This is a genomic window from Sandaracinobacter sp. T42 (genome assembly GCF_059115405.1).
Window position 1 is genome coordinate 765,011 of the sequence record NZ_CM181101.1, and the last position, 24,357, is coordinate 789,367.

Sequence of the window (24,357 nt, forward strand, 5' to 3'; positions counted from 1 at the left end):
CGCGGGGCCCGGCAGGCCAGCGCCCCGCAGGTCAGCGCGGGCCCTGGCCGTCGTCGATCTTGATAACGGTGCCGGTGACGGCTTCGCTGGCGGGCGAGGCGAGGAAGAGCAGCGTGGAATCCATCTGCGCCGGGTTGCCGATGCGCTTGCGCGGGAAGTGCTTTGCGATATCGCCCACGCGGCTGAGCATGCCATCCATCATTTCGGATTCGAACGCGCCCGGCGCGATGGCGTTCACGTTGATGCCGGCCGAGGCCCATTCCATCGCCAGCGCTTCGGCCATGCGCGCAACGGCGGCCTTGGAGACGGAATAGAGCGCTGCGCCGTTGCCGCTGTAGACGAAGCCCGCCATGGAGGCGATGTTGATGATCCGGCCCGGCTGCCTTGCGGCCAGCAGGCGGCGCGCGACTTCGCACGACAGGATGAAGGGCGCCCGGACGTTGATGTCCAGCACGCGGTCGATCAGTTCCAGCGACATCTTGTGGGCGCGTTGCGCATCCGGGATGCCGGCATTGTTGACGAGGATGGTGACGAGGCCCAGCGCCTGTTCGGCCTGTTCGACGGCCGCAACGAGCTGATCTGCATCGGTGACGTCGAGCTGGATGGGATGGGCGGTGCCACCGGCCTTGCGGATTTCATCTGCGAGCGCTTCGAGCCTGTCTGCCCGGCGGGCGGCGATGGCGACCTTGGCGCCCGAGGCGGCGAGCACCTTCGCGAAGCGCCAGCCGAGGCCCGAGGAGGCGCCGGTGACAAGCGCAACCTGGCCGGTGAGATCGGTGCTGGCGTTGGGAAGCGGATAGGTCATCTGGCTGGTCTCCTCAGGTGTCGTGCGTCCCTTTCTAGGGGGGCTTTCCGGCAAGGAGACCTGTGCAATGCGCCTGCTATCAGAAGTCGATGGCGGTGGCTGCCTTCCTGCGCGCGATCCGGCCCGGCGGGCCTTCAGGCGAAGGCGGAGCGGAGGATGCGATCATAGATGCGGGTGAGCGCCTGCACGTCGGCCACGGCGGCCAGTTCATCCACCTTGTGCATGGACTGGCCCGGCAGGCCGAATTCGACGACGGGACAGAGTCGGCGAATGAAGCGGGCATCCGAGGTGCCGCCCGATGTGCTGAGTTCCGGGGTACGGCCGGTTTCCGCCTGGATCGCCGCCGCGACGAGACCGGACAGGGCGCCGGGTTCGGTGAGGAAGGCTTCGCCCGAGATGCGGATGACGACATCGGCCGAAGGGGCATGGGCGGCGACTGTCTCGCGGATCCAGCGGGCGAGATCCTCCCCCCGGTGCGTATCGTTGAAGCGGATGTTCAACCGGGCCTTTGCCTGGGCCGGGATGACGTTGGTGGCGGGGTTGCCGACTTCGAGATCGGTGATCTCGAGGTTGGAGGGGGTGAACCAGTCCGTTCCGGAATCGAGGTGGCGCGCCTGAAGCGCGTCGAGGATGGGGACAAGCCGGCGGATCGGATTGTCGGCCCTGTCGGGGTAGGCGACATGGCCCTGTGCGCCGTTGATGCTGATCCAGGCGTTCAGGCTGCCGCGGCGGCCGATCTTCATCATGTCGCCCAGTTCGAGGGCGGAAGTGGGTTCGCCGACGAGGCAGGCGTGCGGGCGGTGTCCGTTCGCTTCCATCCAGCGCAGGAGTTCATCGGTTCCGTGGGTGGCGGGGCCCTCTTCGTCTCCGGTGATGATGAAGCTGAGCGTGCCCGGCGCGCCGCGGCGGACATGGGCGGCGGCTGCCGCGACCATGGCCGCGAGCGCACCCTTCATGTCTGCCGCGCCGCGCCCGACCAGATGGCCGTCCTGGATTTCGCCGGCATAGGGATCGACCGACCAGCCGCGGCCTTCGGGCACGACATCGGTATGGCCGGCGAAGGCGAAATGCGGGCCGCCGCTGCCGATCGTGGCGAACAGGTTTTCGATCGGGCCGTCTGGCGCTGCGCCGAAGGTGAGGCGGTGGCAGGTGAAGCCGAGGCCTTCCAGGGCCAGGGCCAGGACGCCCATCGCCCCGGCGTCGGCAGGGGTCACGGAGGGGCAGCGGATGAGGGCCTGGGCGAGCGCGATCGGATCCATGCCCGCCCTGCTGGCAGCTTGGGCGGGTGGGGGCAAGCCGGTTGCGGCCGGATCGCCCCCTTCCGCCTCAGAACTCATAGTCCGGCTTCAGCACCGTTTCCGCAGCCGCGTCGGCCACCCATTGCGCGACATGGGGATGGGCCATGACACGCTGGCGGTAGGCGTCGGCCTCTGGGCTGAGCTTTGCATCATAGGTGGTGAGGCGGCTGGCGACGGGGGCGAAGAGGATGTCGGCCCCGCCCCACTGATCGCCGCCGAGCCAGGGGCCGCCGAACTGGCGGAGGCCCGTGCGCCACAGATCGTCGACCCGTGCGATGTCGGCTTCGGCTTCGGGTGCGATCGCGTGGCCACGATAGTGGCGCATGCAGTTCATCGGGCAGGCCTGGCGCAGGGCAAGGAAGCCGGCCTGCATTTCGGCGGCGGCCGAGGTGGCGAAGGCGCGGGCCGGGCCGGCGGCTGGCCAGAAGCGCGTGCCGCCCGACTTGCGGTCGAGCCAGTCGATGATGGCCAGCGCGTTCCAGATGACGGCTTCACCATCAATCAGGATGGGCACCTTGCCGTTCGCCTGCGCAAAGACGCCGCTGGCCCGCCGGACGGGCCAGTCGGGCGCGTAGATGTTCACCAGTTCCGCTTCGAAGGCGAGGCCGGACTGTTTCGCCGCGAGCCATCCGCGCAGCGACCAGGACGAGTAGCGGCGGTTGGCGATGATCAGTTTCACGGGCGGGCCCCTTCGGACTTGGACTGACGCGGGCATAGCGGGCGAAACGCCGTCTTGAAATGGGGTTGGGGATGTCGGAGGATGAAAGGCGGGCCAATGAGAGATGCATTTTCCATCCGCTTTCGCGTGCCGCAGCCGGCACTTACCCCCCATGTGACCTCTTTCTACCTGCTGGATTGCGCGGCGGACGGTGTTGACGACTGGCTGCACCCGGAATGGGCGAACATCCGCTTTGCGATCGAGGGGAGCTGGGCCTGGGGGGCGGCCGGCGAGCGGGGGCCGCCGCAATGGTTGGGCGACGCGACGCTGTTCGGCCCGATGGCGAAGGCAGCGCGAATCATCGGCTCGCCGGGCGCTCGGGTGATTGGCGTGGGGCTGACGCCGCGGGGCTGGGCGCAGCTGGTGGGTGAGTCCGCCATACGCTTCGCCAATCGGGCCGTGCCGCTTGCCGGACTGTTCCCGGAAACGGCCGAACTGCTGCTGCGACTGCGGGCGGCGGCGGATGATGACACGCGCGTGGCCATGCTGGGGGACTGGCTGGCGGCGCGCCTGTCGGACCCGAAGCCCTGCGATCCGCATGCGGACCGGCTGCACCGGGCGCTGGTTTCGGGGAATGTCTCGACCGTGCCGGCCTTTGCGGACGAGGTGTGCGTTTCGGAGCGGACGCTGGAGCGTCTGTGCCCGAAGCTGTTCGGCTTTGCGCCGAAGAGGCTTTTGCGGCGACAGCGCTTCCTGCGGACGCTGGACAAGATGCAGCGCAATCCGGGGCGGACATTCACCGACAGCCTGGACGGCCACTACACTGACCAGTCGCATTTCGTGCGGGAGTTCAAGGCGCACATGGGGATGAGCCCGAGCGCCTATTTCGGACTGGCGCGACCGTTGATGCAGGCCGCCGGGCGAGCACGGGCGGAGATGCTGGGCGAGACGATGCAGGGATTGCACGCGCCGCAGCATGGCTAGTGGGGGAACCGCCGAGGCCTGAAGGGGCCCCTTCGGACCGGATGTGAAAAGGGGGCCTTTCGGCCCCCTTTCCGGATCAGTCGTCGTTGCCGGTCAGGAAGGACGGCAGCGGGCTGTCGCCTTCCGGTTCCGAGCGTTCCCGGCGGGGGCCGCGATCCCGGCCGCCATCCCGGCGGGGGCCGCGATCGCCTTCGCGACGGGGGCCGCGGTCGCCATCCCGGCGGGGACCGCGGTCGGAGCGCTCGCCGCCTTCACGCGGTTCGCGCGCGGGGCGCGTGTCGGGCAGTTCCTCGCCCGTTTCCTGATCGACGAGGCGCATGGAGAGCTTCACCTTGCCGCGATCGTCGACGCCGATCACCTTCACCTTGACCTGCTGGCCTTCGGTGAGGACGTCGGAGACCTTCTGCACGCGCTCGTTCTTGATTTCCGAGATGTGGACGAGGCCGTCCTTGGCGCCCAGGAAGTTCACGAAGGCGCCGAATTCCGGCATGCCGACGACCTTGCCGGTGTAGATCTTGCCGATTTCCGGTTCGGCGATGATGCCGATGATCCACTGGCGGGCGGCTTCGATCTTGTCGAGATCGGACGACGCGATCTTCACCGTGCCGTCGTCCTCGATGTCCACCTTGGCGCCGGTGGTGGCGACGATCTCGCGGATCACCTTGCCGCCGGTGCCGATGATGTCGCGGATCTTGTCCTTCGGCACGCTCATCGTTTCGATGCGCGGGGCGTGGGCCGACATTTCGGTGCGGGTTTCGGTGATGGCCTTGGCCATTTCACCGAGGATATGCGTGCGACCGTCCTTCGCCTGGGCGAGTGCGACCTTCATGATCTCTTCGGTGATGCCGGCGATCTTGATGTCCATCTGCAGGCTGGTGATGCCTTCCGACGTGCCGGCCACCTTGAAGTCCATGTCGCCGAGGTGATCTTCATCCCCCAGGATGTCGGACAGGACGGCGAAGTCCTTGCCTTCCAGGATCAGGCCCATGGCGATGCCGGCCACCGGGCGCTTCAGCGGAACGCCGGCGTCCATGAGGGCGAGCGATCCGCCGCAGACCGTCGCCATCGAGGACGAGCCGTTGGACTCGGTGATGTCGGACAGCAGGCGGATGGTGTAGGGGAACTCCTCTTTCGCGGGCAGCATCGGGTGGATGGCGCGCCAGGCGAGCTTGCCATGGCCGATTTCACGGCGGCCGGGGGCCCCGAAGCGGCCCACTTCACCGACCGAGTAGGGCGGGAAGTTGTAGTGCAGCATGAAGCGCTCGTACTTCAGGCCGTCGAGACCGTCGATCATCTGTTCCGCATCGGCCGTGCCGAGCGTGGTGGTGACGATCGCCTGGGTTTCGCCGCGGGTGAAGAGGGCGGAGCCATGGGTGCGCGGCAGGAAGCCCACTTCGCCCAGGATCGGGCGGACGGTCTTCAGGTCGCGGCCGTCGATGCGGCGGCCTTCCTTCAGGATGGCGCCGCGCACGATGTCGGCTTCCAGCTTCTTGAAGGTCTTGATGGCCTTCATCTGGGTCTGGCCGTCCTCGTCCGCGAAGAGCGCCTTGGCCTTGGCCTTGGCGACTTCCAGCGCTTCGCGGCGTTCGGTCTTGCCGAGCATGCGGTAGGCGGCGTCGATGTCGGCGCCGACTTCGGCCTTCAGCTTCTTGAGGATGGCGGCATCGTCGGAGATCTTGAGATCCCACGGATCCTTCGCGGCCTTTTCGGCGAGCGCGATGATCGCCTTGATCACCGGCTGGATCGAGCGGTGGGCGAACATGACGGCGCCCAGCATCTCGTCTTCGGAGAGTTCCTTCGCTTCGGATTCGACCATCATCACGGCATCGTTCGTGCCGGCGACGACGAGATCGAGGCGACCTTCCTTCAGCTGCTCCTTCGAGGGGTTCAGCTGGTATTCGCCGTCCTTGAAGCCGACGCGGGCGCCGCCGATCGGGCCCATGAAGGGCACGCCGGACAGCGTGAGGGCTGCGGATGCGGCGATCATCGCGACGATGTCGGCTTCGTTTTCGCCATCATAGCTGAGGACCTGCGCGATCACGTTGATTTCGTTGTAGAAACCTTCCGGGAACAGCGGGCGGACGGGGCGGTCGATCAGGCGGCTGGTGAGCGTTTCATGCTCCGTCGCGCCACGTTCGCGCTTGAAGAAGCCGCCGGGGATGCGGCCGGCGGCCGAGAATTTTTCCTGGTAATGGACGGTCAGGGGGAAGAAATCCTGGCCTTCCTTCACCGACTTGGCGGCCGTGACGGCGCACAGCACCACGGTTTCGCCATAGGTGGCGAGAACGGCGCCGTCAGCCTGACGGGCTACGCGGCCGGTTTCAAGGGTCAGCGTGCGGCCGCCCCATTCGATGGATTGCTTGGCAATGTTGAACATCAGTGTGCTTTCTCAAGCCTCTGACCCATTGCCAGAGGCAGTTCGGACATGAGGCGGAATGCCTCGGTTGCCTCGGATGCGAGGCGGCGCTGTTCGCGCCAGGTTCCCGGATACGCCGGGCCGGTCGGAGGGGGCCGGTTAAGGAGAAGGGCGCCCTTTGGGGGCGCCCTTTCCGGTTACTTGCGGAGACCCAGCTTGGCGATCAGCGCCTGGTAGCGGGCTTCGTCCTTGCGCTTCAGATAATCGAGAAGCGAGCGACGCTTGTTCACGAGCATCAGAAGACCGCGGCGGGAGTGATTGTCCTTTGCGTGGGTCTTGAAGTGCTCGGTCAGATTCTGGATCCGCTCCGTGAGGATGGCGACCTGGACTTCCGGGCTGCCCGTATCCCCGCTGGCGCGGGCGTTTTCGGCGATGACCGCAGCCTTGCGGTCGACAGTGATCGACATCGTGGATCTCCTACGTCAGGTTGAATCCCCGCACGACGCGAACGTCATGTTCGGAAACCGCGACCAGCGCCACCGGAACAGACCCGTCGGTGGCGAGATATTGGCCGGGCTTCACGCGGGGCCCATCCAAGCGTTTGCCCTGTTTCAGGGCAGCGGCTTCGCTGGGGTCGACTGCCAGGGCCGGGATGTCGTCCAGTCCGGCAGTCAGCGGCAAAAGGGCCTGTTCAGGCGCGGGCCCATGCACGAGTTCCACGCATTTGTCTAGGCTGAGGGCCTGATCCAGCGTGAACGGGCCGGCGGCCGTGCGGCGCAGCAGGCTGACATGGCCCACCGTGCCAAGGGCTTCCGCGATATCCCGCCCGAGGCTGCGGACATAGGTGCCCTTGGAACAGCGGACATCAAGGGTGGCGCTGTCGGGCCCGCTTTCCACCAGAGACAGGGCGTGGATGAAAAGGTCGCGCGCTTCGAGCTCGACCGATTCGCCGGCGCGGGCCCGCGCATAGGCGCGCTCCCCGTCCACCTTCAGGGCGGAATAGGCGGGCGGGCGCTGGCGGATGGCGCCGGTGAAGTGCGGCAGGACCGCGCGGATCGCCTCTGCCGTTGGGCGGGCGGGGCTTTGCGCCACCACATCGCCTTCCGCATCATCCGTGCTGGTGGCGGTGCCGAACGAGATGGTGAAGCGATAGGCCTTGGGCCCGTTCAGCAGATAGCCGGACAGTTTCGTCGCCTCGCCAAGGGCGATGGGCAGCACGCCCGACGCCAGCGGGTCAAGCGTGCCGCCATGACCGATCTTCACTTTGCCATGGCCGCCCGATTTCAGCGCCCATTTCAGCTTGCCCACGACCTGCGCGCTGCTGGGGCCGACCGGCTTGTCGACCACCAGCCAGCCGTGAAGGCCCGTCATTGCCGGCCGGTGCGGACCAGCATCAGCTCGATGGGCGAAGGGGCGGGGCCGTCGGTGGGGATCATGTTCGCCGTGTCGGTTATGTACATCAGTTCGCCGGCGGCGGTTTCGATCCGCGCCTGCAGACGCGGACTGGCGGGCGGCGCGACGCGGGCCGGATCGTAGCGGATGAGGAAGTGCAGCGGCACCTGGTTGCCGGCCGTGGTGATCAGCGTGGAGCCGAGCTCGATGGCAGGTGCATCCGCGCGGGCGGCATCCACCAGCAGCACCTTGGCGCGCGTTCCTTCGCGCAGGGCCATGCGGTCCAGTTTTGTCAGCGTGCCCCAGACCGTGCCGGCGACGGGTTCGGCGGGAACGCGGGCGCAACTGGCGACGACGGGCGACTTGCGCGTGACGCCGAGCGTGATGGTGGCCGTTTCCTCGCCCAGGTCGACGCGAACGGAATTCTGCACGAAGCGCGGCGGCGTGTAGCCGACCTGTTCCTGCAGCACATGGGTTTCACCGCCCCGCACGACGCGCAGGATGCCGGCGGGCTGATCCCGATCCGTGGTGACCAGATGGCCATCGTTGCAGATGTAGCTTGCGGCATTGGCAAGCGGCAGGACCGGCGCCTGCTGCGCGGGCTGCGAGGTGGCGGTGGTGGCGCAGCCGGCAAGGCCGAAGGCTGCCAGGGCGGCGAGTGCGTGCTTCAATGGGCTGCTCCCCAGTTTGCGCCGGTGCCGACTTCGACCCCCAGCGGGACGCTGAGTTCGAGGGCTGGCCCGGCCGCGGATTCCATGACGGTGCGGATGATCCCGGATGCGACTTCGACTTCCGATTCGGGGACTTCGAACACCAGTTCATCATGCACCTGAAGCAGCATGCGCGTGCCCGTCAAGCCGGCGTCCTGAAGGGCGGCTTCCATGCGGATCATGGCGCGCTTGATGATGTCCGCCGCCGTGCCCTGAACGGGGGCGTTGATCGCGGCGCGCTCGGCACCCGCCCGTTCGGACTGCACCTTCGAGCGGATGCCCGGCACATGGATCCGGCGGCCGTAGAGGGTGGTGACGAAGGCGTCCTCGCGCACCTTCGCGACCGTTTCCGCCATGTAGCGGCGGATGCCGTGATAGCGATCGAGATAGCGTTCGATGAAATCGGCGGCTTCCGGGCGACTGATTCCCAGCCGCTGGGCCAGGCCGAAGGCGGAGATGCCGTAGATGATGGAGAAGTTGATGGTCTTGGCGCGGCCGCGCAGGTCGCGGTCGACCGGAGCGTCGGGCGCGAGGCCGAAGATCTGCCGCGCGGTCAGGGCGTGGATGTCCTGGCCGGTGGCATAGGCTTCCTTCAGTTCGGGCACGTCGGCGATGTGGGCCATCAGCCTCAGTTCGATCTGGTTGTAATCGGCGGACAGGATGACGTTGCCGGGTTCCGCGACGAAGGCATCGCGGATGCGGCGGCCCATTTCGGTGCGGATCGGGATGTTCTGCAGGTTGGGATCGGTGGAGGCCAGCCGGCCCGTTGCCGCGACCGCCATGGAGAAGCTGGTGTGGACGCGCCCGGTTTCCGGGTTGATCTGCTGTTGCAGCGCTTCGGTGTAGGTGGACCGCAGCTTGGAAACCTGCCGCCAGTCCAGCAGCTTGCGGGCAAGTTCGGTGCCGGGAAGATCCAGCGCGGCGAGCCGCTCGAGCTCTGTCACGTCGGTGGAATATTGCCCGGTCTTGCCCTTCTTGCCGCCGGGCAGGCCCAGCTTTTCGAACAGGATCTCGCCCAGCTGCTTGGGACTGCCCAGGGCGAAGGTCTGGCCGGCGATGCCGTGCACCTCTGCCTCAAGGCGCGCCATTTCGCCCGCGAATTCGGCGGACATGCGGGCCAGTTCGGCCCGGTCCACCTTCACGCCGTGCCGCTCCATCCGGGCCAGCACCGGCACCAGCGGCCGATCCTGCCATTCATAGGTGCGCGTCACCTTTTCCCGCCAGAGCCGGGGTTTCAGCTTCTGCCACAGCCGGAAGGTCACGTCCGCGTCCTCGGCGGCATAGCGGGTGGCCTTGTCCAGCGGGACTGCCGCGAAGCTCAGCTGCGTCTTGCCGCTGCCCGCGACATCCTTGAAGCTGATGGGGGTGTGGCCCAGCAGCTTCTCCGAAAGCTCGTCCATGCCGTGCCCGTGCAGCCCTGCGGATAGCGCATAGGACAGCAGCATGGTGTCGTCGAATGGCGTGATGGCGATGCCGTGGCGGGCCAGCACGAGCATGTCGTATTTCAGGTTCTGCCCGATCTTCAGCACCGCCGGATCCTCCAGCAGCGGCTTCAGCAGCGGCAGCGCCTGTGCCACGGACAGCTGATCGACCTTTTCCGCGAGGAGTCCCTCTCCGGAGACATGGGCGAGCGGCACATAGCAGGCCTTGCCCGGCGCCAGCGCCAGCGAGAAGCCGACGAGATCGGCCGAGATGGCATCGAGGCTGGTTGTCTCCGTGTCGAACGAGACCTTGCCCAGACGCCGCGCCTCGTCGATCCACCAGGCCAGCCGGTCCTTAGTGGTCACCGTTTCATAGGCCTCCAGATCGAACGGCACGTCCGGCGCTTCATCCGCGTCCTGCGCCTTCGGCCTGGCGATGGTGGTTGCAGCAGTCCGCCCCAGTTCGCCCAGCTTCGCCAGCAGCGTGCGGAAGCCGTGCTTTGCCAGAAAGGCGGCCAGACGTTCCGGATTCTCGTGATGGTCCAGCTTCAGCGATTCGAGCGGCGGTTCCAGCGGCAGGTCGCGCTTCAGCTCCACCAGCACCCGGCTCAGCCGCGCGTCTTCCGCGTGGCGTTCCAGATTCTCGCGCAGTTTCGGCCGCTTGATCGCGTCGATGTTGGCGAGAACGGCTTCCACGTCGCCATACTGGTTCACCAGATCGGCGGCCGTCTTCGGGCCCACGCCGGGCACGCCGGGCACATTGTCCACGCTGTCGCCCATCAGGGCCAGGACATCGGCGAGCCTGGACGGGGGGACGCCCCACTTTTCCAGCACCTCGGGATCCGAGAAGCGCTTGTTCTGCATGGTATCCAGCAGAGTGAGCCCTGGCCGGATCAACTGCATCAGATCCTTGTCGGAGCTGACGATCGTGACTGTCATGCCTGCCGCCAGCGCGGCTTCGGCGTAGGAGGCGATGAGGTCGTCCGCCTCGAACATCGGCTTTTCGATGCAGGGGACGCCGAGCGCGTTGACCGCATCGCGGATCAGCGGGAACTGGGGCACCAGATCTTCCGGTGGATCTGGCCTGTTCGCCTTGTAGGCGGGGTAGAGATCGTTGCGGAAACTGTGTTTCCCGGCATCGAGAATGACGGCGAGATAATCATCCTCCGGCGAGTTTCGCGCCGCTTCGATGAGGTTCCACAGCATCGAGGTGAAGCCGAATACCGCGCCGACAGGCGTGCCTTCGGGATCGGTGAGCGGCGGCAGGCGATGGTAGGCGCGGAAGATGAAGCCCGAGCCATCGATGAGGGTAAGGTGCGGGGGCTTCGCCATGGGCCGATCAGTAGCCGTCAAATCAGGGGATTGCGAGGGGGCGCGCGGCCTGCTTCTGAGGCTGCGGGAGGATTGCAGATGATCAACCACTGGCCGTCGATGTCGATTGTGGAGGCGACCGCGCTGCTGACGGCGCCCGGTGCCCCGTTCGAGATGGAGACGGTTGCGATCCGCGGCCGGCCCACGCGCACCTGGAAGAATGTGCCGCCGACCTTGCAGCATTGCTTCGCGCTGGGGCGCGCGCACGGGAGCCGCGTCTTTCTGGTGCATGAGGATGAGCGGGTGACGTTCGAGGCCTTCGCCCGCGCGGCCATCCGGCTGGCTGAGCATATGAGGGCCTTGGGCGTGAAGCCCGGGGACAGGATCGCGATCGCGATGCGCAACGTGCCGGAATGGCCTGTCGCCTTTTATGCCGGGCAGCTCGTAGGGGCGATCGTCACCCCGCTGAACGCCTGGTGGACGGGCGCGGAGCTGGAATATGGGCTGTCGGATTCCGGCGCGAAGCTGTTGCTGGCCGACGGCGAGCGCTGGGACCGGATCGCGCCGCACAGGGGCGTGCTTCCCGACCTTGCCCATGTGCTGGTGTCGCGGGGCGGCGACGGATCGCTGGAAGCGGTGATCGGGACGCCGGACGGCTGGCACGCCCTTCCCGACCTGCCAACGCCGGCGCCCTTCCTGGAGCCGGATGACGACGCCACCATCTTCTATACCAGCGGCACCACCGGGCGGCCCAAGGGCGCGCTGGGGACGCAGCGCAACATCTGTTCGAACATCATGTCTGGCGGCTTTTCCTTCGCACGGAGCTTCCTGAGGCGGGGGGAGGCGCCGCCGCAGCCCGATCCGGCCGCGCCGCAGAAGGCGACGCTGCTGAGCGTGCCCTTCTTCCACGCCACGGGGTGCCACGCCGTTCTGAACCCCAGCCTGGTTTCGGGCACGAAACTGGTGATGCAGCGCAAGTTCGACGCGGGCGACGCGCTGCGGCTGATCGAGGCGGAGCGGATCACTTCTGCCGGTGGCGTGCCGACCATCGCCTGGCAGATCCTGACCCATCCGGACCGGGACAAGTACGACATCTCGAGCCTGGAGACCATTTCCTACGGCGGCGCGCCGTCCGCCCCGGAACTGGTGCGGCAGATCGGGGCCGCGGGATCCGCCCCCGGCAACGGCTGGGGGATGACGGAAACCAGTGCGACCTTCAGCCACCACATGGCTGAGGATTATCTGAACCGGCCCGACAGCTGCGGCCCGCCCGTCGCCGTGTGCGACGCCCAGGTGCGCGGTCCTGACGGCGAGGTACTGGGGCCGGACGAGGTGGGCGAACTCTATGGTTTCGGCCCCAACATCGTGAAGGGGTACTGGAACAAGCCCGAGGCGACGGCCGAGACCTTCCCGGACGGGTGGGTGCGGACGGGGGATCTGGCCCGGATCGACGCGGAGGGCTTCATCACCATCGTCGATCGCGCCAAGGACATGCTGATCCGGGGCGGGGAGAACATCTATTGCGTGGAGGTGGAAGGCGTTCTGTGCGAACACCCCGCCGTGATGGACGCGGCGCTGGTGGGCAAGCCGCACCATGTGCTGGGTGAGGAGCCCGTGGCCTTCGTGAGCACGAAGCCGCACATGACGGTGAGCGAGGCGGAGCTGCAGGCCTTTGTTTCGGAACGGCTTGCGCGCTTCAAGGTGCCGGTGGAAATCTTTGTCCGGCATCAGCCCCTGCCGCGCAATGCCAATGGCAAGATCCTGAAGAACGAACTGAAGAAGGAGGTCGCATGATCGCAGCGGAGGCCCTGTCGCAGCTGAAGGACCGGCTTGCGGAGGCGTTGCAATCCCCCGTGGAGCTGGGCGACGGCGACATGGGACCGGGGCCGGGCCTGCGCATGCGGATCCATTCCATGTTTCCGGTGCCGGACGTTTCCAAGATGACGGGGCGGCATGTGGCGGACCAGACGGCGACGCTGTCCTGGGTGTTCCAGCTGATCCTGAAGGGAGAAGCGGAAAGCCAGCTGGCCGCGATCCGGCTGATCGAGACGGCCGCCGGAAACATCGACGCCCGGCCCGTGCTGGGGGGCGAGGGCTGGCGCGCGGACATGGCCCTGGAGGATGGCCCCGAGTGGGCGAAGGGGAATGGCGCCGCGATCGGAATCCGGCTGCGCGTGGCCGCGACGTGACGGATGCCGCCGCGCGCCGCCCGGCATCTGGCTTCAGCCCTTCAGTTCGCGCGCCAGGGCCTTGCGGGTCTTTTCGCCGTAAGGCGGCTTGAAGCCCGCCAGTCCGGCGAGATCGATCTTCGGCTGGCGATACACGCTCTTGGGGTGGCTGAATTCCTTGAAGCCGTCGTGGCCGTGGTAATTGCCCATACCCGCCGGGCCGATGCCGCCGAACGGCAGATCTTCGGCGGAGACGTGGAAGATCACGTCGTTCACGGTGACGCCGCCGGAAATGGTGCGGTCCAGCACGGTCTTTTCCTCTGCGCCGTCGGTGCCGAACCAGTAGAGGCCCAGCGGACGGTCGCGGCGGTTCACATAGTCGATCGCTTCCTCGATGGACTTGTAGCTCTTGATGGGGAGGACGGGGCCGAAGATTTCCTCCTGCATCACGGTCATCTCGTCCGTCGGGTTGCGGATGAGGGTGAGCGGCATTTTGTTGGTGTTCTGCTTCGAGAAATCCTCGTTCGCGGGGTTCACCTCGACGATTTCGGCACCCTTGGCGCGTGCGTCGTCGATGTGCGCCTGAAGCCTGTCTCTGTGGCGACGGGAGATGACGGAGGTGTAGTCGTCGTTGGCGAGGAGCGAGGGATACATCTTCGCGGTGGCGGCCTTCAGCCCCTCGACCACCTCGGCCTCCTTTTCCTGCGGGACAAGCATGTAGTCGGGCGCGAGGCAGATCTGCCCGGCGTTCATCAGCTTGCCCATGGCGACGCGTTCGGTGGAGGCCGCGACATCGGCGGACCGGGAGAGGATGGTGGGCGACTTGCCGCCCAGTTCCAGCGTGAGGGGGACGAGATTCTTCGCCGCGGCCGCCATCACATGGCGCGCGACCGAGGTGGCGCCGGTGAAGATCACATGATCGAAGGCCAGTTCGGAGAAGGCCTTGCCGATTTCCGGCCCACCCACGACGACCGCGACTTCGGTTTCGTCGAAATACTGGGCGATGGCCTTCGCCATCAGTTCGGACGTGGCGGGGGTGAATTCGGAAGGCTTGATCATCGCCCGGTTGCCGGCTGCGAGGATGTTGGCCAGCGGCGCGAACGTGAGGTTCACCGGGAAGTTCCAGGGCGAGATGATGCCGACGACGCCCTTGGGCTGCCACTGGACCTCTGCCTTCGCGCCGAGGAGGCCCAGCGGGAAATCGAGCTTGCGTCGTTCCGGGCGCATCCATTCGTCGACATGCTTCAGGCTGTGCTTCAGCGGCTTCACCGAGGCCATGATGTCGGTGACGAGCGACATTTCCGAGGACCGGTGGCCGAAATCGTCGCTGAGCGCCTTCACGAAGCCGTCCTTGTGTTCCAGCACGAGCTTCAGGGCGCGCTGGAGCCTGTCCTTGCGGATGGCGGCGCCGACGGGAAGTTCCGCGGTGAAGGCGGCGCGCTGGCGTTCCAGCAGGGCCTGCATGGCGGCGGTGTCGCGGGCGATGGCGTCTGCGGCGATGGTCATGTGTGAAGGTCCCTCTTGTCCCTTTTGGCGGGAGAATAGAGGCTGAGGCGTGCTGCGGAAACCTGTCAGTGAAGAGCGGCTAGATCCGTTCAAGCGCCTGCGCGTGAACGCGAACATCGCCGGCCGCCAGAACATGGCCTTCGCTGCCGAGCGTGAGGGGGCGGCCGTGCCAGTCGGTGATGATGCCGCCGGCCCCCTCGATCACCGGAACCAGGGCGGCCCAGTCGTAGGGCTTCAGATTTTCTTCCATCACCAGATCGAGCTGACCGGCGGCGAGGAGGCCGTAATTGTGGCAATCGCCGCCGAAGAGCATGTCGGCCACGGACCGGCCGACACGCTGGAAGGCGGCGTGGCCGGCGGCGGAGAAGGCCATCGGGTGGGTGGAGCCGGCGCGGGCCTGCGCCAGGCTGGCGCAGGGGCGGGCCCGGATTGGCCGGCCGTTGAGGACGGCGCGGGGCTGGCCCACGGTGCAGCCGAGCCACCGGTCTCCGGCGGCGCCGGCCGATATGATGCCGAGCACGGGGCGGCCATCTTCCACCAGGGCGATGAGGGTGCCGAAGAGGGGGCGGCCGGCGACGAAGCCGCGCGTGCCGTCGATCGGATCGATAATCCACATCCGGCCGGACTGGCCGTGGCTGATCCCATATTCCTCGCCGTAGATGCCGTCCGTTGGCCTGTCCGAGGCGAGGATGGCGCGGATCGTCGATTCCGCGGCCCGGTCTGCGGCGGTGACCGGCGACAGATCTGCCTTCTGCTCGACGGCGTTCTGCGCCCGGAAATACGGGGCGATCGCACGATCCGCGGCCGAGGCAAGGCGCTGGATCAGGATGATGTCGGCTTCGATCGTCATTCGGGGGCCTGTAGGCGGGGGCGCATCGCGCAGCGCTAGCGGCTTCGTGGCGGCCCGCAAAGGGGCGTCGGAAGGTTAACAGTCAATGAACCGCTTCGACGAACGACGGGGCGGGATCGACAAAGGGCGTCGCGCCGCGGCCGATGTTTCAGTAGGGTTGCACGCATGAACCAGCCCTTCAGGCCCTTGTCGAAGGCGGATCCGCACGCCGATTCCGGCGCCGGGCCCCGGCGTGACGGCGAACCTTCCGGCCGCATGGCCCTTCTGTCGATCGTCGGCTTCTGGCTTGTCTATTTCACGCTGGCGACGGCACGGGCGCTGATCAACCACCTGCCCGCACAGGACGAGATGCTGATTCGCCGCGCCATCGTGACGCTGGCGGCGATGGGCCTGACGGGGCTGCTCTATGGCCTGCTCAGGCGTTTCGACGATGCGCGGACGGGCAAGCTGCTGACCATCGCGTTCGCGGCTTCGGTGCCGCTGGCGTTCGCCTATGCGACGGTGAACTACATCGCCTTCTATGGTTTTCCGATCGCCGAGCATATCGAGCTGGAAATGGGGAAGGCGGGCCCGGGTGAGCGGCTGGATCCCGTCTTGCTGATCTCCTCCACCGCGACGGAATGGTATTTCTTCATCGCAACCTGGGCGGTGATGTGGGTGGCGCTGTCCTATGCGGCCAAGGTGCGGCGGGTGGAGCGCGAGGCGGCGGAACTGCGGCAGGCGGCACAGGCGGCGGAACTGAAGGCGCTGCGCTATCAGGTGAACCCGCATTTCCTGTTCAATACGCTGAATTCGCTGAGCTCGCTCGTGATGCGGGCGCGTGGGGAGGAGGCGGAGCAGATGATCCTGAACCTGTCCACCTTCTTTCGCGCCTCGTTGACGCGGGAGGCGAGCGAGAATGTGCCTTTGTCGGAAGAAGTGCGGCTGCAGCTTCTGTATCTGGATATCGAGAAGGTGCGCTTTCCGAAGCGGCTGATCGTGAAGGTGGCGGTGCCGAAAGCGCTGGAGGATGCGCTGGTGCCGGCGCTGATCCTGCAGCCGCTTGTGGAAAATGCGATCAAATATGGCGTGTCGCGCAGCCAGCGCCCCGTGACGGTGACGATCGCGGCCGACCAGGTGGGCGACAGGCTTGAGCTGTGGGTGCGCGACGACGGCGAAGCTTCGCCCACGGCGGCCGAGGCCGGGTGTGGCGTGGGGCTTGCCAATGTGGAGGCGCGGCTGAAGGCCGCCTATGGCGACGCGGCCGACTGCGTTTCGGGTCGCCCTTCGGCGGGGGGCTGGCTGGTCCGGCTGACGCTGCCCCTGCAGCGGGCCTGAAGGCGCGCCGGACAAGCGCTTGCGGAACCGTCGCGGCCGGGGCAATCCTGCCGCGCATGGCCCTGCTGAAGACCCTGATCGTCGACGATGAACCCCTGGCCGTGGAGCGGCTGCAGATCCTTTGCGCACGTGTGGAGGGGCTGCAGCTGGTGGGCACCGCCGCCGATGGGGAGGCGGCGCTTCGGATGATCGAGGCGCTGGATCCCGATCTGCTGTTCCTGGACATCGCCATGCCCGGCATGACGGGGCTGGATGTCGCAAATGTGCTGGAGGGGCGCGCCAAGGCGCCGGCGGTGGTGTTCGTGACCGCGTTCGACCAGTTCGCCGTGGCGGCCTTCGATGCGGCGGCGGTGGATTATCTGCTGAAGCCCGTGGCCCCGGAGCGGCTGGCGAAAGCCGTGGCGCGCGTGGCCGAGCGGTTGCGGCTGGCGACGGACGCCCCCCCCGATTCCGGGCAGCCGGCGGCAGCGGCGCGCTATGCCCAGGAATTCTGGGTGCCGAACCGGGGCGAGCTTGCCCGGGTGGCCGTGGCGGACATCGAGCGGATCGAGGCCGAGCGCGATTACATGCGGCTGCATGCGGGCGGGCGCAGCTGGCTGATCCACGAGACGATCGGGGCGCTGGAGGCGCGGCTGGATCCGGCCCAGTTCATCCGCCTGCACCGATCGACAATCGTTCGGCGCGACCGGATCGTTCGGCTGGCGCATGACGGCCAGGGCAACTGGACTGCGGAGCTATTGGGCGGGCAGCAGCTGCGGATCGGCCGGACCTATCTGGCGAGCGTGCGTGCGAGCGTGACACGCGGCTGAGTGGCCGGGCGGCCGCAACAGGAAGTGGCCCGCCCCTTGTGGAGGGCGGGCCAGTTGGGACTGACCGGATCCTGGCGCAGGAAATCAGTCGGCGGTCGCTTCGCGCTGCACCGCGCTTGCGGCGAGTTGTTCGCTCTGGGCGCGGGCGACCAGCACGTTGCGCCGGGCATCGGCCGAGGCGCGGGCCGCCTTTTCGCAGGCCGGCCGCTCGGCCATGGCGCGCAGATCGCGATAGTCGGCCGGGGCGCAGACGCTGCGGACGGCGCGCTGGATGCGGGCGTCGAGCTGGGCCTGGACATCCGGGCTGGCGAGATTGAGGCCGGTGACGGAGATGGTTTCCATCCTGCCGTTGGCTTCAAGGGGAACTGTGCCGGCGAAGACGGCGCCTTGCAGGCAGGTCATGGCGACGGCGGCCAGAAGGGCCAGCGGCATGATGGTGCGGGAATTGGACTTGGCGAACATCGGGGGTCTCCTGTTGGGGGATGCTGCCGGAGCCGGTCGAGAGGGGTTGTCCGTCCCCGGCAGCACCATGTGTCCCTTCTGGCGGAGGCCGTTCCCGCTGTCGTTCGCGGCTCGATGGGGGGCGGCTGATGTTCGGCGGGCGCCACCTGCTTCGACGAATGCCACGGATGGATCGACGAAGTGCAGGTGGCGGGCCGTTTCTTCAGAAGCGAATCGAGAACTCCACGCCGCCAAGGCGCGGATTTCCGCGGATGAAGGTAGGGACTCCGAACGAGCCGCCGGTGTTGCCGGCGTCGATGAGATAGGCTTCGTCGAAGAGATTGCTGACGAAGCCCGTGAGCTGCCAGCCGCCATCGCGGCCCGAGAAGCCGGCGCGCAGGTTCGCCAGCGTGACGGGCCCCTGCGAGATCAGATCCTTGTTGGGCACTTCGAAGAAGATCTTGGAGCGGTAGGTGACGCTTGGGGTGACGAACGCTTCGAGCCCGTTGCCGAGCGGCATGCGGGCATCGAGCCCGGCTGCCGCCTGCCATTCGGGTTGCAGGCGGAAGCGGTTGCCGGCGAAGATGCCGTTCGACGCCTTGTCGTCGATCTTGCTGTCGATCCAGCCGAAGTTGCCGAAGAGGTTGAGGCCCTGCATCGGCCGGACGCTGGCTTCGCCTTCGACGCCGAAATTCTTCGCGGAGCCGGCGTTGCGGGTGACGGACTGGCCGTTTTCGATGATCGAGACCTGGAAGTTCTCATAGGTCTGGTAGAAGACGCCGAGGCTGCCGCTGAAGATGCCGGTGCTCGCTTTCACCCCGCCTTCATAGTTCCAGACGGTTTCGGCCGGGATGTCGGTGCGGTTGGCGACCGGGCCGGCGGCGGTGTTGCGGGCGTTGAGCTGGATGACAGGGCTGCGGCGGCCCTTCGAAACGGTGGCGTAGCCGTTCAGCCCGTCGGCGAAGCGGATGAGCGCGTTGAAGCGCGGCAGGAAGGCGCGGTTGCTGCCGCTGGCGCGGAAGGTCTGCCCGCCGGTGCCCGCGAAGGGGAGGAGCGGGGCGCCGAGGAGGAGCGAGTTGGGCTGGTTGGCGAAATAGGAGGAGGTGCGATCCTCCCACAGGTAGCGGGCGCCGGCCGTGAGTTCGAGCCAGTCGGCCGCATCGAAGCTGACGTCGGCAAAGATCGAAATGGTTTCGAATTCGCCGCCGTTGCGGAAGGTGGAGCTGTAGGGGATGCGGCTGAGCTTGCCGCCGGTGAGGATGGAGGTGGCCTGGGCGGCCGTGACGACGCCGGCGGCGTTCACGCAGGGCAGGCCGGGGATCACGCCGGCGGCGCATTGGACATAGGTGCCTTCCTCTGTGCTGAAGGGCACTTCCTGTGTGCCCTTTTCCCAGAACCAGTTGAAGCCGGCGAAGGCGCGCAGCCGGCCGCCATCATAGTTCACCCGGCTTTCGTGGCTGAGTTGTTCGCCCTTTGAATCCTCGGCGAATTCAAGGAACCAGGCGCCCGAGCCGTCGGCGTCGAACACTTCGTAGCTGTCGAACCTGCGGTAGCCGAAGATGTGGACGGTGGACCACTGGCTGCCATCGGGCTGGTAGCGGGCAGTGAAGTTCAGATCATGCACGTCGCGCCACAGGCCCAGTTCTTCGTGCCGGAACACGCTGGCGGCGACCGGCGATCCGCCGAGTTCCGCGAATGTGTAGGGCGAAGTGGTGCCGCCGTAGGGCGCGAGCTTGCCGGACTTGAAGGCGGTGCCGGGATTTCGCTGGCCATCGTAGGTATAGACGAGATCGGTGCGGATCGGCCCTTCGGGATCGAACCTGAGGGAGACGCGCACCCCGCGCTGATCCTGACCGTTCAGGTCGCGCTGGTCGGTTCCGCCGTTCGGTGTTTCGCCGGCGATGTTTTCCACGACGCCGTCGCGCTTCTTCCAGGCAAAGGCGATGCGGGCGCCGACGATGTCGTTGGCGATGTTCAACATGCCGGACAGCTGGCGCTGGTTGAAATTGCCGAAGGCGGCGCGGGCTTCGCCGCTGATACCCTCTTCGACGGGGTTGGAGATGACGCTGACCGCGCCAACGGCGGCGGCGGTGCCGAACAGGGTGGCCTGCGGGCCCTTCACCACTTCTACCCGCTGGATGTCGAACAGGTCGAAATAGGAGCCGCGCGAGCGGCTGACGTCGACGCTGTTGTAATAGATGGTGACCCGGGCGGCTTCCTGGGCCGATCCGCTGTCGGATGTGATGCCGCGGATCACGAAGCCGGGATTGTTGGCCGACTGTTCCTGGATGTTGAGGCCGGGCACGAACGCGGACAGTTCGTTGAACTGGCTGACGCCGAGACGCTGCATCTGTTCACCCGACCATGCAGTGACGTTGACGGGGACGTCGACGAGCTTCTGGTCGCGTTTCTGTGCGGTGACGATGATGTCGTCTGCGAGATCGGCGGCGGCCTGCTGCGCGGCTGCGGGGGTGAGGGTGAGGGCGGAGGCAGTAAGGAGGAACAGGTTTTTCATCGAAGGGCTCCGTCAGCGGGGTGGGCGCCCTGCTGCCCTGACATTGTTGCGGCGCGAGGAAATTTCTGTTGCACTGCAATGAAACGAAGCCGGATGACGGACCGGGCTTTTCGCGCGGCGCGTCGCCCGCTAGAAGGCGGGCCATGTCGACCATTCCGCAGCCGCCCGAAACCCGCATCGTGCATAGCCGCCGCGTGGCCTGCGACGGCGATGAAGGCCCCCTGGGGCATCCGCGCGTGTGGCTGCAGATCGACGAGCGGAATTTCGTGGATTGCCCCTATTGCGACCGGCGCTTCGTTCTGGAGGGCGAGGGCGGCGACGACCACCACTAGTCGATCGGCGCCGAAGCCCCTATTTCGAGGGGATGGACAGCCTTCTCTATTCCGAACTGGATCCGCATGAAGCCGAGCGCCTGACGAAGCAGGCCTTGGATGGAATGGAGGATGGCGAACTGTACCTGCAGGTCGCGGCATCCGAAAGTTTCGCCTTTGACGACGGGCGGCTGAAATCCGCGAGCTTCGACCAGAGCCGGGGATTCGGCCTGCGTGGCGTGGTCGGCGAGGTGAGCGCCTATGCCCATGCCAACGAGATTTCGGCGGCGGCCATCCGGCGGGCGGCGGAGACGGTGGCCGTGGTGAAGGCGGGGCATGGCGGGGTTGTCGCGGCGGAACCGCCGCGCGGAACCAACCGCCGACTGTACACCGATGCCGATCCGCTTTCGGCCGTGCCGTTCGCCGAGAAGGTGAAGTTGCTGGAGCAGATCGACGCGGTGGCGCGGGCGAAGGATCCGCGCGTGGCGCAGGTGACGGCGAGCCTGGCGGCGAGCTGGAGCCATGTGGAGATCATCCGCGCGGACGGGGTTCGCGTGACGGATGTGCGGCCGCTGGTGCGGCTGAACGTGGGGATCGTGGCCGAGAAGGATGGGCGGCGGGAATCCGGCAGCTGGGGCTTTGGCGGCCGGCAGCTGTATGACCGGCTGTTCGAGGCCGCTGAGTGGGAGCGGGCGATCGATCTGGCCCTGGCTCAGGCGTTGATCAACCTGGAGAGCGTGCCGGCGCCGGCTGGCGTGATGCCGGTGGTGCTGGGGCCCGGCTGGCCGGGTATCCTGCTGCACGAAGCAGTGGGTCACGGGCTGGAAGGGGATTTCAACCGCAAGGGAAGTTCCGCCTTTTCCGGACGCGTGGGCGAGCGGGTGGCAAGCCCCGGCGTGACGGTGATCGACGACGGGACGCTGGCGGACCGGCGCGGATCGCTGAGCGTGGACGATGAGGGGACGCCGACGGAACGAACCGTGCTGATCGAGGACGGCTATCTGCGCGGTTACATGCAGGACCGTATGAACGCCCGCCTGATGGGCGTGGCCGCCACCGGGAACGGGCGGCGGGAGAGTTTCCGCCATCCGCCGATGCCGCGCATGACCAACACCTTCATGGCGGCTGGAACGGAAGATCCCGGCGAGATCCTGCGCAGCGTGAAGAAAGGGCTGTTTGCGAAGAGCTTCGGCGGCGGGCAGGTGGACATCGTTTCGGGCAAGTTCGTCTTTTCCTGCACCGAGGCCTATCTTGTGGAGGACGGCAGGATCGGCGCGCCGGTGAAGGGTGCGACGCTGATCGGCAACGGGCCCGAGGTGATGCAGAAGATCGCGGCCATCGGCAACGACATGGCCCTGGATGAAGGCATCGGCACCTGCGGCAAGGGCGGGCAATCCGTGCCTGCGGGCGTAGGGCAGCCGACCCTTCTGGTGGAAGGCCTGACCGTCGGCGGAACTGCCTGAAAATCAGGCATCCGCCAATCGGCCACGCGACGCCTGCCGAGAAAATGAGCAACCTCTGATCTGATTTGCTGCACTGCGGCGAGTGCTGGAACTTGGCATGGTTCCTGCAATAGGCTCTGATTGCAGGTGCTTCGTGCCTGCCCAGCAGAAAAGGGGTTCGGCAGCCGTGAAATTCATCGTCGCCGTGATCAAGCCGTTCAAGCTCGACGACGTCCGGGAGGCGCTGACCGCGCTGGGCGTGACGGGCCTGACCGTGACCGAAGTGAAGGGGTTCGGCCGCCAGAAGGGCCAGACCGAGATCTATCGGGGTGCGGAATACACCACGAACATGGTGCCGAAGGTGAAGATCGAGACGGCCGTGCCCGCCGATCTTGCGCCGCGCGCCGTGGAGGCCATCCAGCAGGCGGCTCATACGGGGGCCATCGGCGACGGCAAGATCTTCATCTTCGACATTGCCGGGGCGGTTCGCATCCGCACCGGTGAAACCAACGAGACGGCGCTCTGATGCGTCCGCGCTCTGAATTCGAGGCGGGCGGAAAGCCCGGCCTGTTCAAGGAAGGGTCCCACATGGAATTGCGACACCTGCCCTGGGGCAAGATTGCCCTGGGCCTGGGGATGGCCGGCCTATTCGCCGCGCATCCCGCGCTTGCGCAGGAGGCCGCGACGGCCGCTGCGACCGCCGCCGACGCGGCTGCAACGGTTGCGGCCGAGGCGGCCGCCCCGGTTGCCGCCGCGGCGGCCCCCGTGGCCGAAGCCGCTGCCGTGCCGGTTCCCGACAAGGGCGACACGGCGTGGATGATGGTTTCGACCGTGCTGGTCATGCTGATGATCGTGCCGGGCCTCGCGCTGTTCTATGGCGGGCTTGTCCGCACGAAGAACATGGCCTCTGTCCTCACCCAGATCGTGGGTGTGGCAAGCCTGGCGATGATCATGTGGGTCATCTTCGGCTATGCGCTGGCGTTCGGCGGCGATTCCAACCAGTTCGTTTCCACCGGCAAATTTTTCCTGGCCGGGGTGACGGCCGATTCGACCGTGGCGACCTTCACGGACGGCGTGGTGATCCCCGAGTTCGTGTTCATCGCCTTCCAGATGACCTTCTCCGCGATCACGGTCGCGCTGGTCGTGGGCGGGCTTGTGGAACGAATGAAATTCTCGGCCCTGATGGTGTTCGCCATCGTCTGGCTGACGATCGTCTATTATCCGATCGCGCACATGGTGTGGTATCTGGGCGGCGACGATGCCGCGACCGGCCTGATCTTCGGCTGGGGCGCGCTGGACTTCGCCGGCGGCACCGTGGTCCACATCAACGCCGGCATCTCCGCGCTGGTGGGCGCGCTGATCCTGGGCAAGCGCATCGGTTACCAGAAGGAACTGATCGCGCCGCACAGCCTGACGATGACGCTGATCGGCACCGGCCTGCTGTGGGTGGGCTGGTTCGGCTTCAACGCCGGCTCCGCGCTGGAGGCCAATGGCTCAGCCGGGCTGGCGCTGATCAACACCTTCACCGCGACGGCGGCCGGGGTGCTGTTCTGGATGCTGACGGAAAAGCTGCTGGGCCACTCCGGCTCTTTGCTGGGGGCCTGTTCCGGTGCGATTGCGGGCCTGGTGGCGATCACGCCGGCGGCCGGCAATTCCGGGCCGTTCGGCGGCATCCTGCTGGGCGCGATCGGCGCAACGGTGGCCTGCATCTTCGTGATGAAGGTGAAGCCGAAGCTGGGCTTCGACGACTCGCTGGATGTGTTCGGCATCCATGGAGTGGCGGGCATCATCGGCTCGATCGGCACGGCCTTCACGATGCTGACCGTACTGGGTGGGCCGGCCGGCGACGACTATAACCTGGGCGCTCAGCTGTGGATCCAGGTGAAGTCGGTTGGTGTCGCCATCGTCTGGTCCGCCGTCGGCGCCGCGATCGCCTTCTATGTGGCCAAGGCCCTGACCGGCCTGCGCGTGAGCGAAGAGGTGGAGCGCGAAGGCCTCGACCTCGGTGAACATGGCGAGCGCGCCTACAATTACTGAGTTCGGTTGCGCCGGGTGAACCGGCG

General features: G+C 66.9%; 21 protein-coding genes. 9 read left to right on the plus strand and 12 right to left on the minus strand.

Annotated features, from left to right (window positions below; translation table 11 throughout):
• Positions 1-31: 31 nt before the first annotated feature.
• The 3 genes from ACW9TV_RS03635 to ACW9TV_RS03645 all read right to left on the minus strand — a co-directional run bounded on the left by ACW9TV_RS03635 (position 32) and on the right by ACW9TV_RS03645 (position 2,782).
• On the minus strand, positions 32-805 hold the full coding sequence (locus tag ACW9TV_RS03635) for an SDR family NAD(P)-dependent oxidoreductase (RefSeq protein ID WP_494304498.1): 774 nt from the start codon (positions 803-805) through the stop codon (positions 32-34).
• Between the two features lie 134 nt (positions 806-939).
• Entirely contained in the window at positions 940-2,064 is a 1,125-nt protein-coding gene (gene dapE / locus ACW9TV_RS03640; RefSeq protein ID WP_494304499.1) for a succinyl-diaminopimelate desuccinylase, read from the minus strand.
• A 67-nt stretch (positions 2,065-2,131) separates the two neighbouring features.
• Positions 2,132-2,782, minus strand: a complete 651-nt coding sequence (locus tag ACW9TV_RS03645; protein ID WP_494304500.1) for a glutathione S-transferase family protein — start codon at positions 2,780-2,782, stop codon at positions 2,132-2,134.
• Positions 2,783-2,878: 96 nt separating this feature from the next.
• On the opposite strand from ACW9TV_RS03645, the gene ACW9TV_RS03650 reads away from it, so the two are divergent.
• The gene (locus ACW9TV_RS03650; protein WP_494304501.1) at positions 2,879-3,745 is read left to right on the plus strand and encodes a helix-turn-helix domain-containing protein; all 867 of its coding nucleotides are present in this window, start codon (positions 2,879-2,881) and stop codon (positions 3,743-3,745) included.
• A 76-nt stretch (positions 3,746-3,821) separates the two neighbouring features.
• Here the strand turns inward: ACW9TV_RS03650 and pnp are convergent, their stop codons facing one another.
• The 5 genes from pnp to polA all read right to left on the minus strand — a co-directional run bounded on the left by pnp (position 3,822) and on the right by polA (position 10,956).
• Entirely contained in the window at positions 3,822-6,122 is a 2,301-nt protein-coding gene (gene pnp / locus ACW9TV_RS03655) for a polyribonucleotide nucleotidyltransferase (RefSeq protein ID WP_494304502.1), read from the minus strand.
• A 176-nt stretch (positions 6,123-6,298) separates the two neighbouring features.
• Positions 6,299-6,568, minus strand: coding sequence for a 30S ribosomal protein S15 (gene rpsO / locus ACW9TV_RS03660; RefSeq protein ID WP_494304503.1), 270 nt, complete (start codon positions 6,566-6,568; stop codon positions 6,299-6,301).
• A gap of 10 nt (positions 6,569-6,578) precedes the next feature.
• Positions 6,579-7,472 carry a tRNA pseudouridine(55) synthase TruB gene (gene truB, locus ACW9TV_RS03665; protein WP_494304504.1) on the minus strand — a complete coding sequence of 298 codons (894 nt, stop codon included), beginning with the start codon at positions 7,470-7,472 and terminating at the stop codon, positions 6,579-6,581.
• On the minus strand, positions 7,469-8,164 hold the full coding sequence (locus ACW9TV_RS03670) for a YbaY family lipoprotein (protein WP_494304505.1): 696 nt from the start codon (positions 8,162-8,164) through the stop codon (positions 7,469-7,471). The genes truB and ACW9TV_RS03670 overlap by 4 nt, the downstream gene beginning before the upstream one ends.
• On the minus strand, positions 8,161-10,956 hold the full coding sequence (gene polA, locus ACW9TV_RS03675) for a DNA polymerase I (protein ID WP_494304506.1): 2,796 nt from the start codon (positions 10,954-10,956) through the stop codon (positions 8,161-8,163). The genes ACW9TV_RS03670 and polA overlap by 4 nt, the downstream gene beginning before the upstream one ends.
• A 78-nt stretch (positions 10,957-11,034) precedes the next feature.
• On the opposite strand from polA, the gene ACW9TV_RS03680 reads away from it, so the two are divergent.
• On the plus strand, positions 11,035-12,729 hold the full coding sequence (locus ACW9TV_RS03680; protein WP_494304507.1) for a class I adenylate-forming enzyme family protein: 1,695 nt from the start codon (positions 11,035-11,037) through the stop codon (positions 12,727-12,729).
• A complete protein-coding gene (locus tag ACW9TV_RS03685; protein WP_494304508.1) occupies positions 12,726-13,124 on the plus strand; it encodes a hypothetical protein in 399 nt (132 codons plus the stop codon). Before ACW9TV_RS03680 ends, ACW9TV_RS03685 begins: the two co-directional genes overlap by 4 nt.
• Positions 13,125-13,157: 33 nt before the next feature.
• Here ACW9TV_RS03685 and ACW9TV_RS03690 read toward each other — a convergent pair whose 3' ends face one another.
• Complete coding sequence (locus ACW9TV_RS03690; protein ID WP_494304509.1) at positions 13,158-14,609, minus strand: coniferyl aldehyde dehydrogenase; 1,452 nt, start codon at positions 14,607-14,609, stop codon at positions 13,158-13,160.
• A gap of 79 nt (positions 14,610-14,688) precedes the next feature.
• The gene (locus ACW9TV_RS03695) at positions 14,689-15,459 is read right to left on the minus strand and encodes an inositol monophosphatase family protein (RefSeq protein ID WP_494304510.1); all 771 of its coding nucleotides are present in this window, start codon (positions 15,457-15,459) and stop codon (positions 14,689-14,691) included.
• A gap of 165 nt (positions 15,460-15,624) precedes the next feature.
• Here ACW9TV_RS03695 and ACW9TV_RS03700 point away from each other — a divergent pair, with 165 nt between their 5' ends.
• Both ACW9TV_RS03700 and ACW9TV_RS03705 read left to right on the plus strand, forming a co-directional pair.
• Positions 15,625-16,776, plus strand: a complete 1,152-nt coding sequence (locus tag ACW9TV_RS03700; RefSeq protein WP_494304511.1) for a sensor histidine kinase — start codon at positions 15,625-15,627, stop codon at positions 16,774-16,776.
• A 56-nt stretch (positions 16,777-16,832) separates the two neighbouring features.
• Positions 16,833-17,585 (plus strand): LytR/AlgR family response regulator transcription factor, encoded by a 753-nt coding sequence (locus tag ACW9TV_RS03705; protein ID WP_494304512.1) that lies wholly within the window; start codon positions 16,833-16,835, stop codon positions 17,583-17,585.
• Positions 17,586-17,669: 84 nt separating this feature from the next.
• Here ACW9TV_RS03705 and ACW9TV_RS03710 read toward each other — a convergent pair whose 3' ends face one another.
• Both ACW9TV_RS03710 and ACW9TV_RS03715 read right to left on the minus strand, forming a co-directional pair.
• Entirely contained in the window at positions 17,670-18,047 is a 378-nt protein-coding gene (locus ACW9TV_RS03710; RefSeq protein ID WP_494304513.1) for a UrcA family protein, read from the minus strand.
• A 202-nt stretch (positions 18,048-18,249) separates the two neighbouring features.
• Positions 18,250-20,541 (minus strand): TonB-dependent receptor, encoded by a 2,292-nt coding sequence (locus ACW9TV_RS03715; protein ID WP_494304514.1) that lies wholly within the window; start codon positions 20,539-20,541, stop codon positions 18,250-18,252.
• 143 nt (positions 20,542-20,684) lie between these two features.
• Between ACW9TV_RS03715 and ACW9TV_RS03720 the strand changes: the two genes are divergently transcribed.
• The 4 genes from ACW9TV_RS03720 (at position 20,685) to ACW9TV_RS03735 (ending at position 24,331) form a co-directional block, all read left to right on the plus strand.
• The gene (locus ACW9TV_RS03720; protein WP_494304515.1) at positions 20,685-20,873 is read left to right on the plus strand and encodes a zinc-finger domain-containing protein; all 189 of its coding nucleotides are present in this window, start codon (positions 20,685-20,687) and stop codon (positions 20,871-20,873) included.
• A gap of 32 nt (positions 20,874-20,905) precedes the next feature.
• Positions 20,906-22,315: a metalloprotease TldD gene (gene tldD, locus ACW9TV_RS03725; RefSeq protein WP_494304516.1), complete on the plus strand. Its 1,410-nt coding sequence runs from the start codon at positions 20,906-20,908 to the stop codon at positions 22,313-22,315.
• Positions 22,316-22,481: 166 nt separating this feature from the next.
• A complete protein-coding gene (locus ACW9TV_RS03730; RefSeq protein WP_374390420.1) occupies positions 22,482-22,820 on the plus strand; it encodes a P-II family nitrogen regulator in 339 nt (112 codons plus the stop codon).
• Positions 22,821-22,930: 110 nt separating this feature from the next.
• The gene (locus ACW9TV_RS03735; protein WP_494305026.1) at positions 22,931-24,331 is read left to right on the plus strand and encodes an ammonium transporter; all 1,401 of its coding nucleotides are present in this window, start codon (positions 22,931-22,933) and stop codon (positions 24,329-24,331) included.
• Positions 24,332-24,357 lie beyond the last annotated feature (26 nt).

Bases quoted from the DNA above. Each gene is read 5' to 3' on its own strand.
- ACW9TV_RS03700 (WP_494304511.1), top strand. From the start codon at position 15,625: ATGAACCAGCCCTTCAGGCCCTTGTCGAAGGCGGATCCGCACGCCGAT.
- ACW9TV_RS03690 (WP_494304509.1), bottom strand. From the start codon at position 14,609: ATGACCATCGCCGCAGACGCCATCGCCCGCGACACCGCCGCCATGCAG.
- ACW9TV_RS03705 (WP_494304512.1), top strand. From the start codon at position 16,833: ATGGCCCTGCTGAAGACCCTGATCGTCGACGATGAACCCCTGGCCGTG.
- polA (WP_494304506.1), bottom strand. From the start codon at position 10,956: ATGGCGAAGCCCCCGCACCTTACCCTCATCGATGGCTCGGGCTTCATC.
- ACW9TV_RS03720 (WP_494304515.1), top strand. From the start codon at position 20,685: ATGTCGACCATTCCGCAGCCGCCCGAAACCCGCATCGTGCATAGCCGC.
- ACW9TV_RS03735 (WP_494305026.1), top strand. From the start codon at position 22,931: ATGGCCGGCCTATTCGCCGCGCATCCCGCGCTTGCGCAGGAGGCCGCG.
- ACW9TV_RS03650 (WP_494304501.1), top strand. From the start codon at position 2,879: ATGAGAGATGCATTTTCCATCCGCTTTCGCGTGCCGCAGCCGGCACTT.
- ACW9TV_RS03710 (WP_494304513.1), bottom strand. From the start codon at position 18,047: ATGTTCGCCAAGTCCAATTCCCGCACCATCATGCCGCTGGCCCTTCTG.
- truB (WP_494304504.1), bottom strand. From the start codon at position 7,472: ATGACGGGCCTTCACGGCTGGCTGGTGGTCGACAAGCCGGTCGGCCCC.
- ACW9TV_RS03695 (WP_494304510.1), bottom strand. From the start codon at position 15,459: ATGACGATCGAAGCCGACATCATCCTGATCCAGCGCCTTGCCTCGGCC.
- ACW9TV_RS03685 (WP_494304508.1), top strand. From the start codon at position 12,726: ATGATCGCAGCGGAGGCCCTGTCGCAGCTGAAGGACCGGCTTGCGGAG.
- rpsO (WP_494304503.1), bottom strand. From the start codon at position 6,568: ATGTCGATCACTGTCGACCGCAAGGCTGCGGTCATCGCCGAAAACGCC.
- dapE (WP_494304499.1), bottom strand. From the start codon at position 2,064: ATGGATCCGATCGCGCTCGCCCAGGCCCTCATCCGCTGCCCCTCCGTG.
- tldD (WP_494304516.1), top strand. From the start codon at position 20,906: ATGGACAGCCTTCTCTATTCCGAACTGGATCCGCATGAAGCCGAGCGC.
- ACW9TV_RS03715 (WP_494304514.1), bottom strand. From the start codon at position 20,541: ATGAAAAACCTGTTCCTCCTTACTGCCTCCGCCCTCACCCTCACCCCC.
- pnp (WP_494304502.1), bottom strand. From the start codon at position 6,122: ATGTTCAACATTGCCAAGCAATCCATCGAATGGGGCGGCCGCACGCTG.
- ACW9TV_RS03635 (WP_494304498.1), bottom strand. From the start codon at position 805: ATGACCTATCCGCTTCCCAACGCCAGCACCGATCTCACCGGCCAGGTT.
- ACW9TV_RS03680 (WP_494304507.1), top strand. From the start codon at position 11,035: ATGATCAACCACTGGCCGTCGATGTCGATTGTGGAGGCGACCGCGCTG.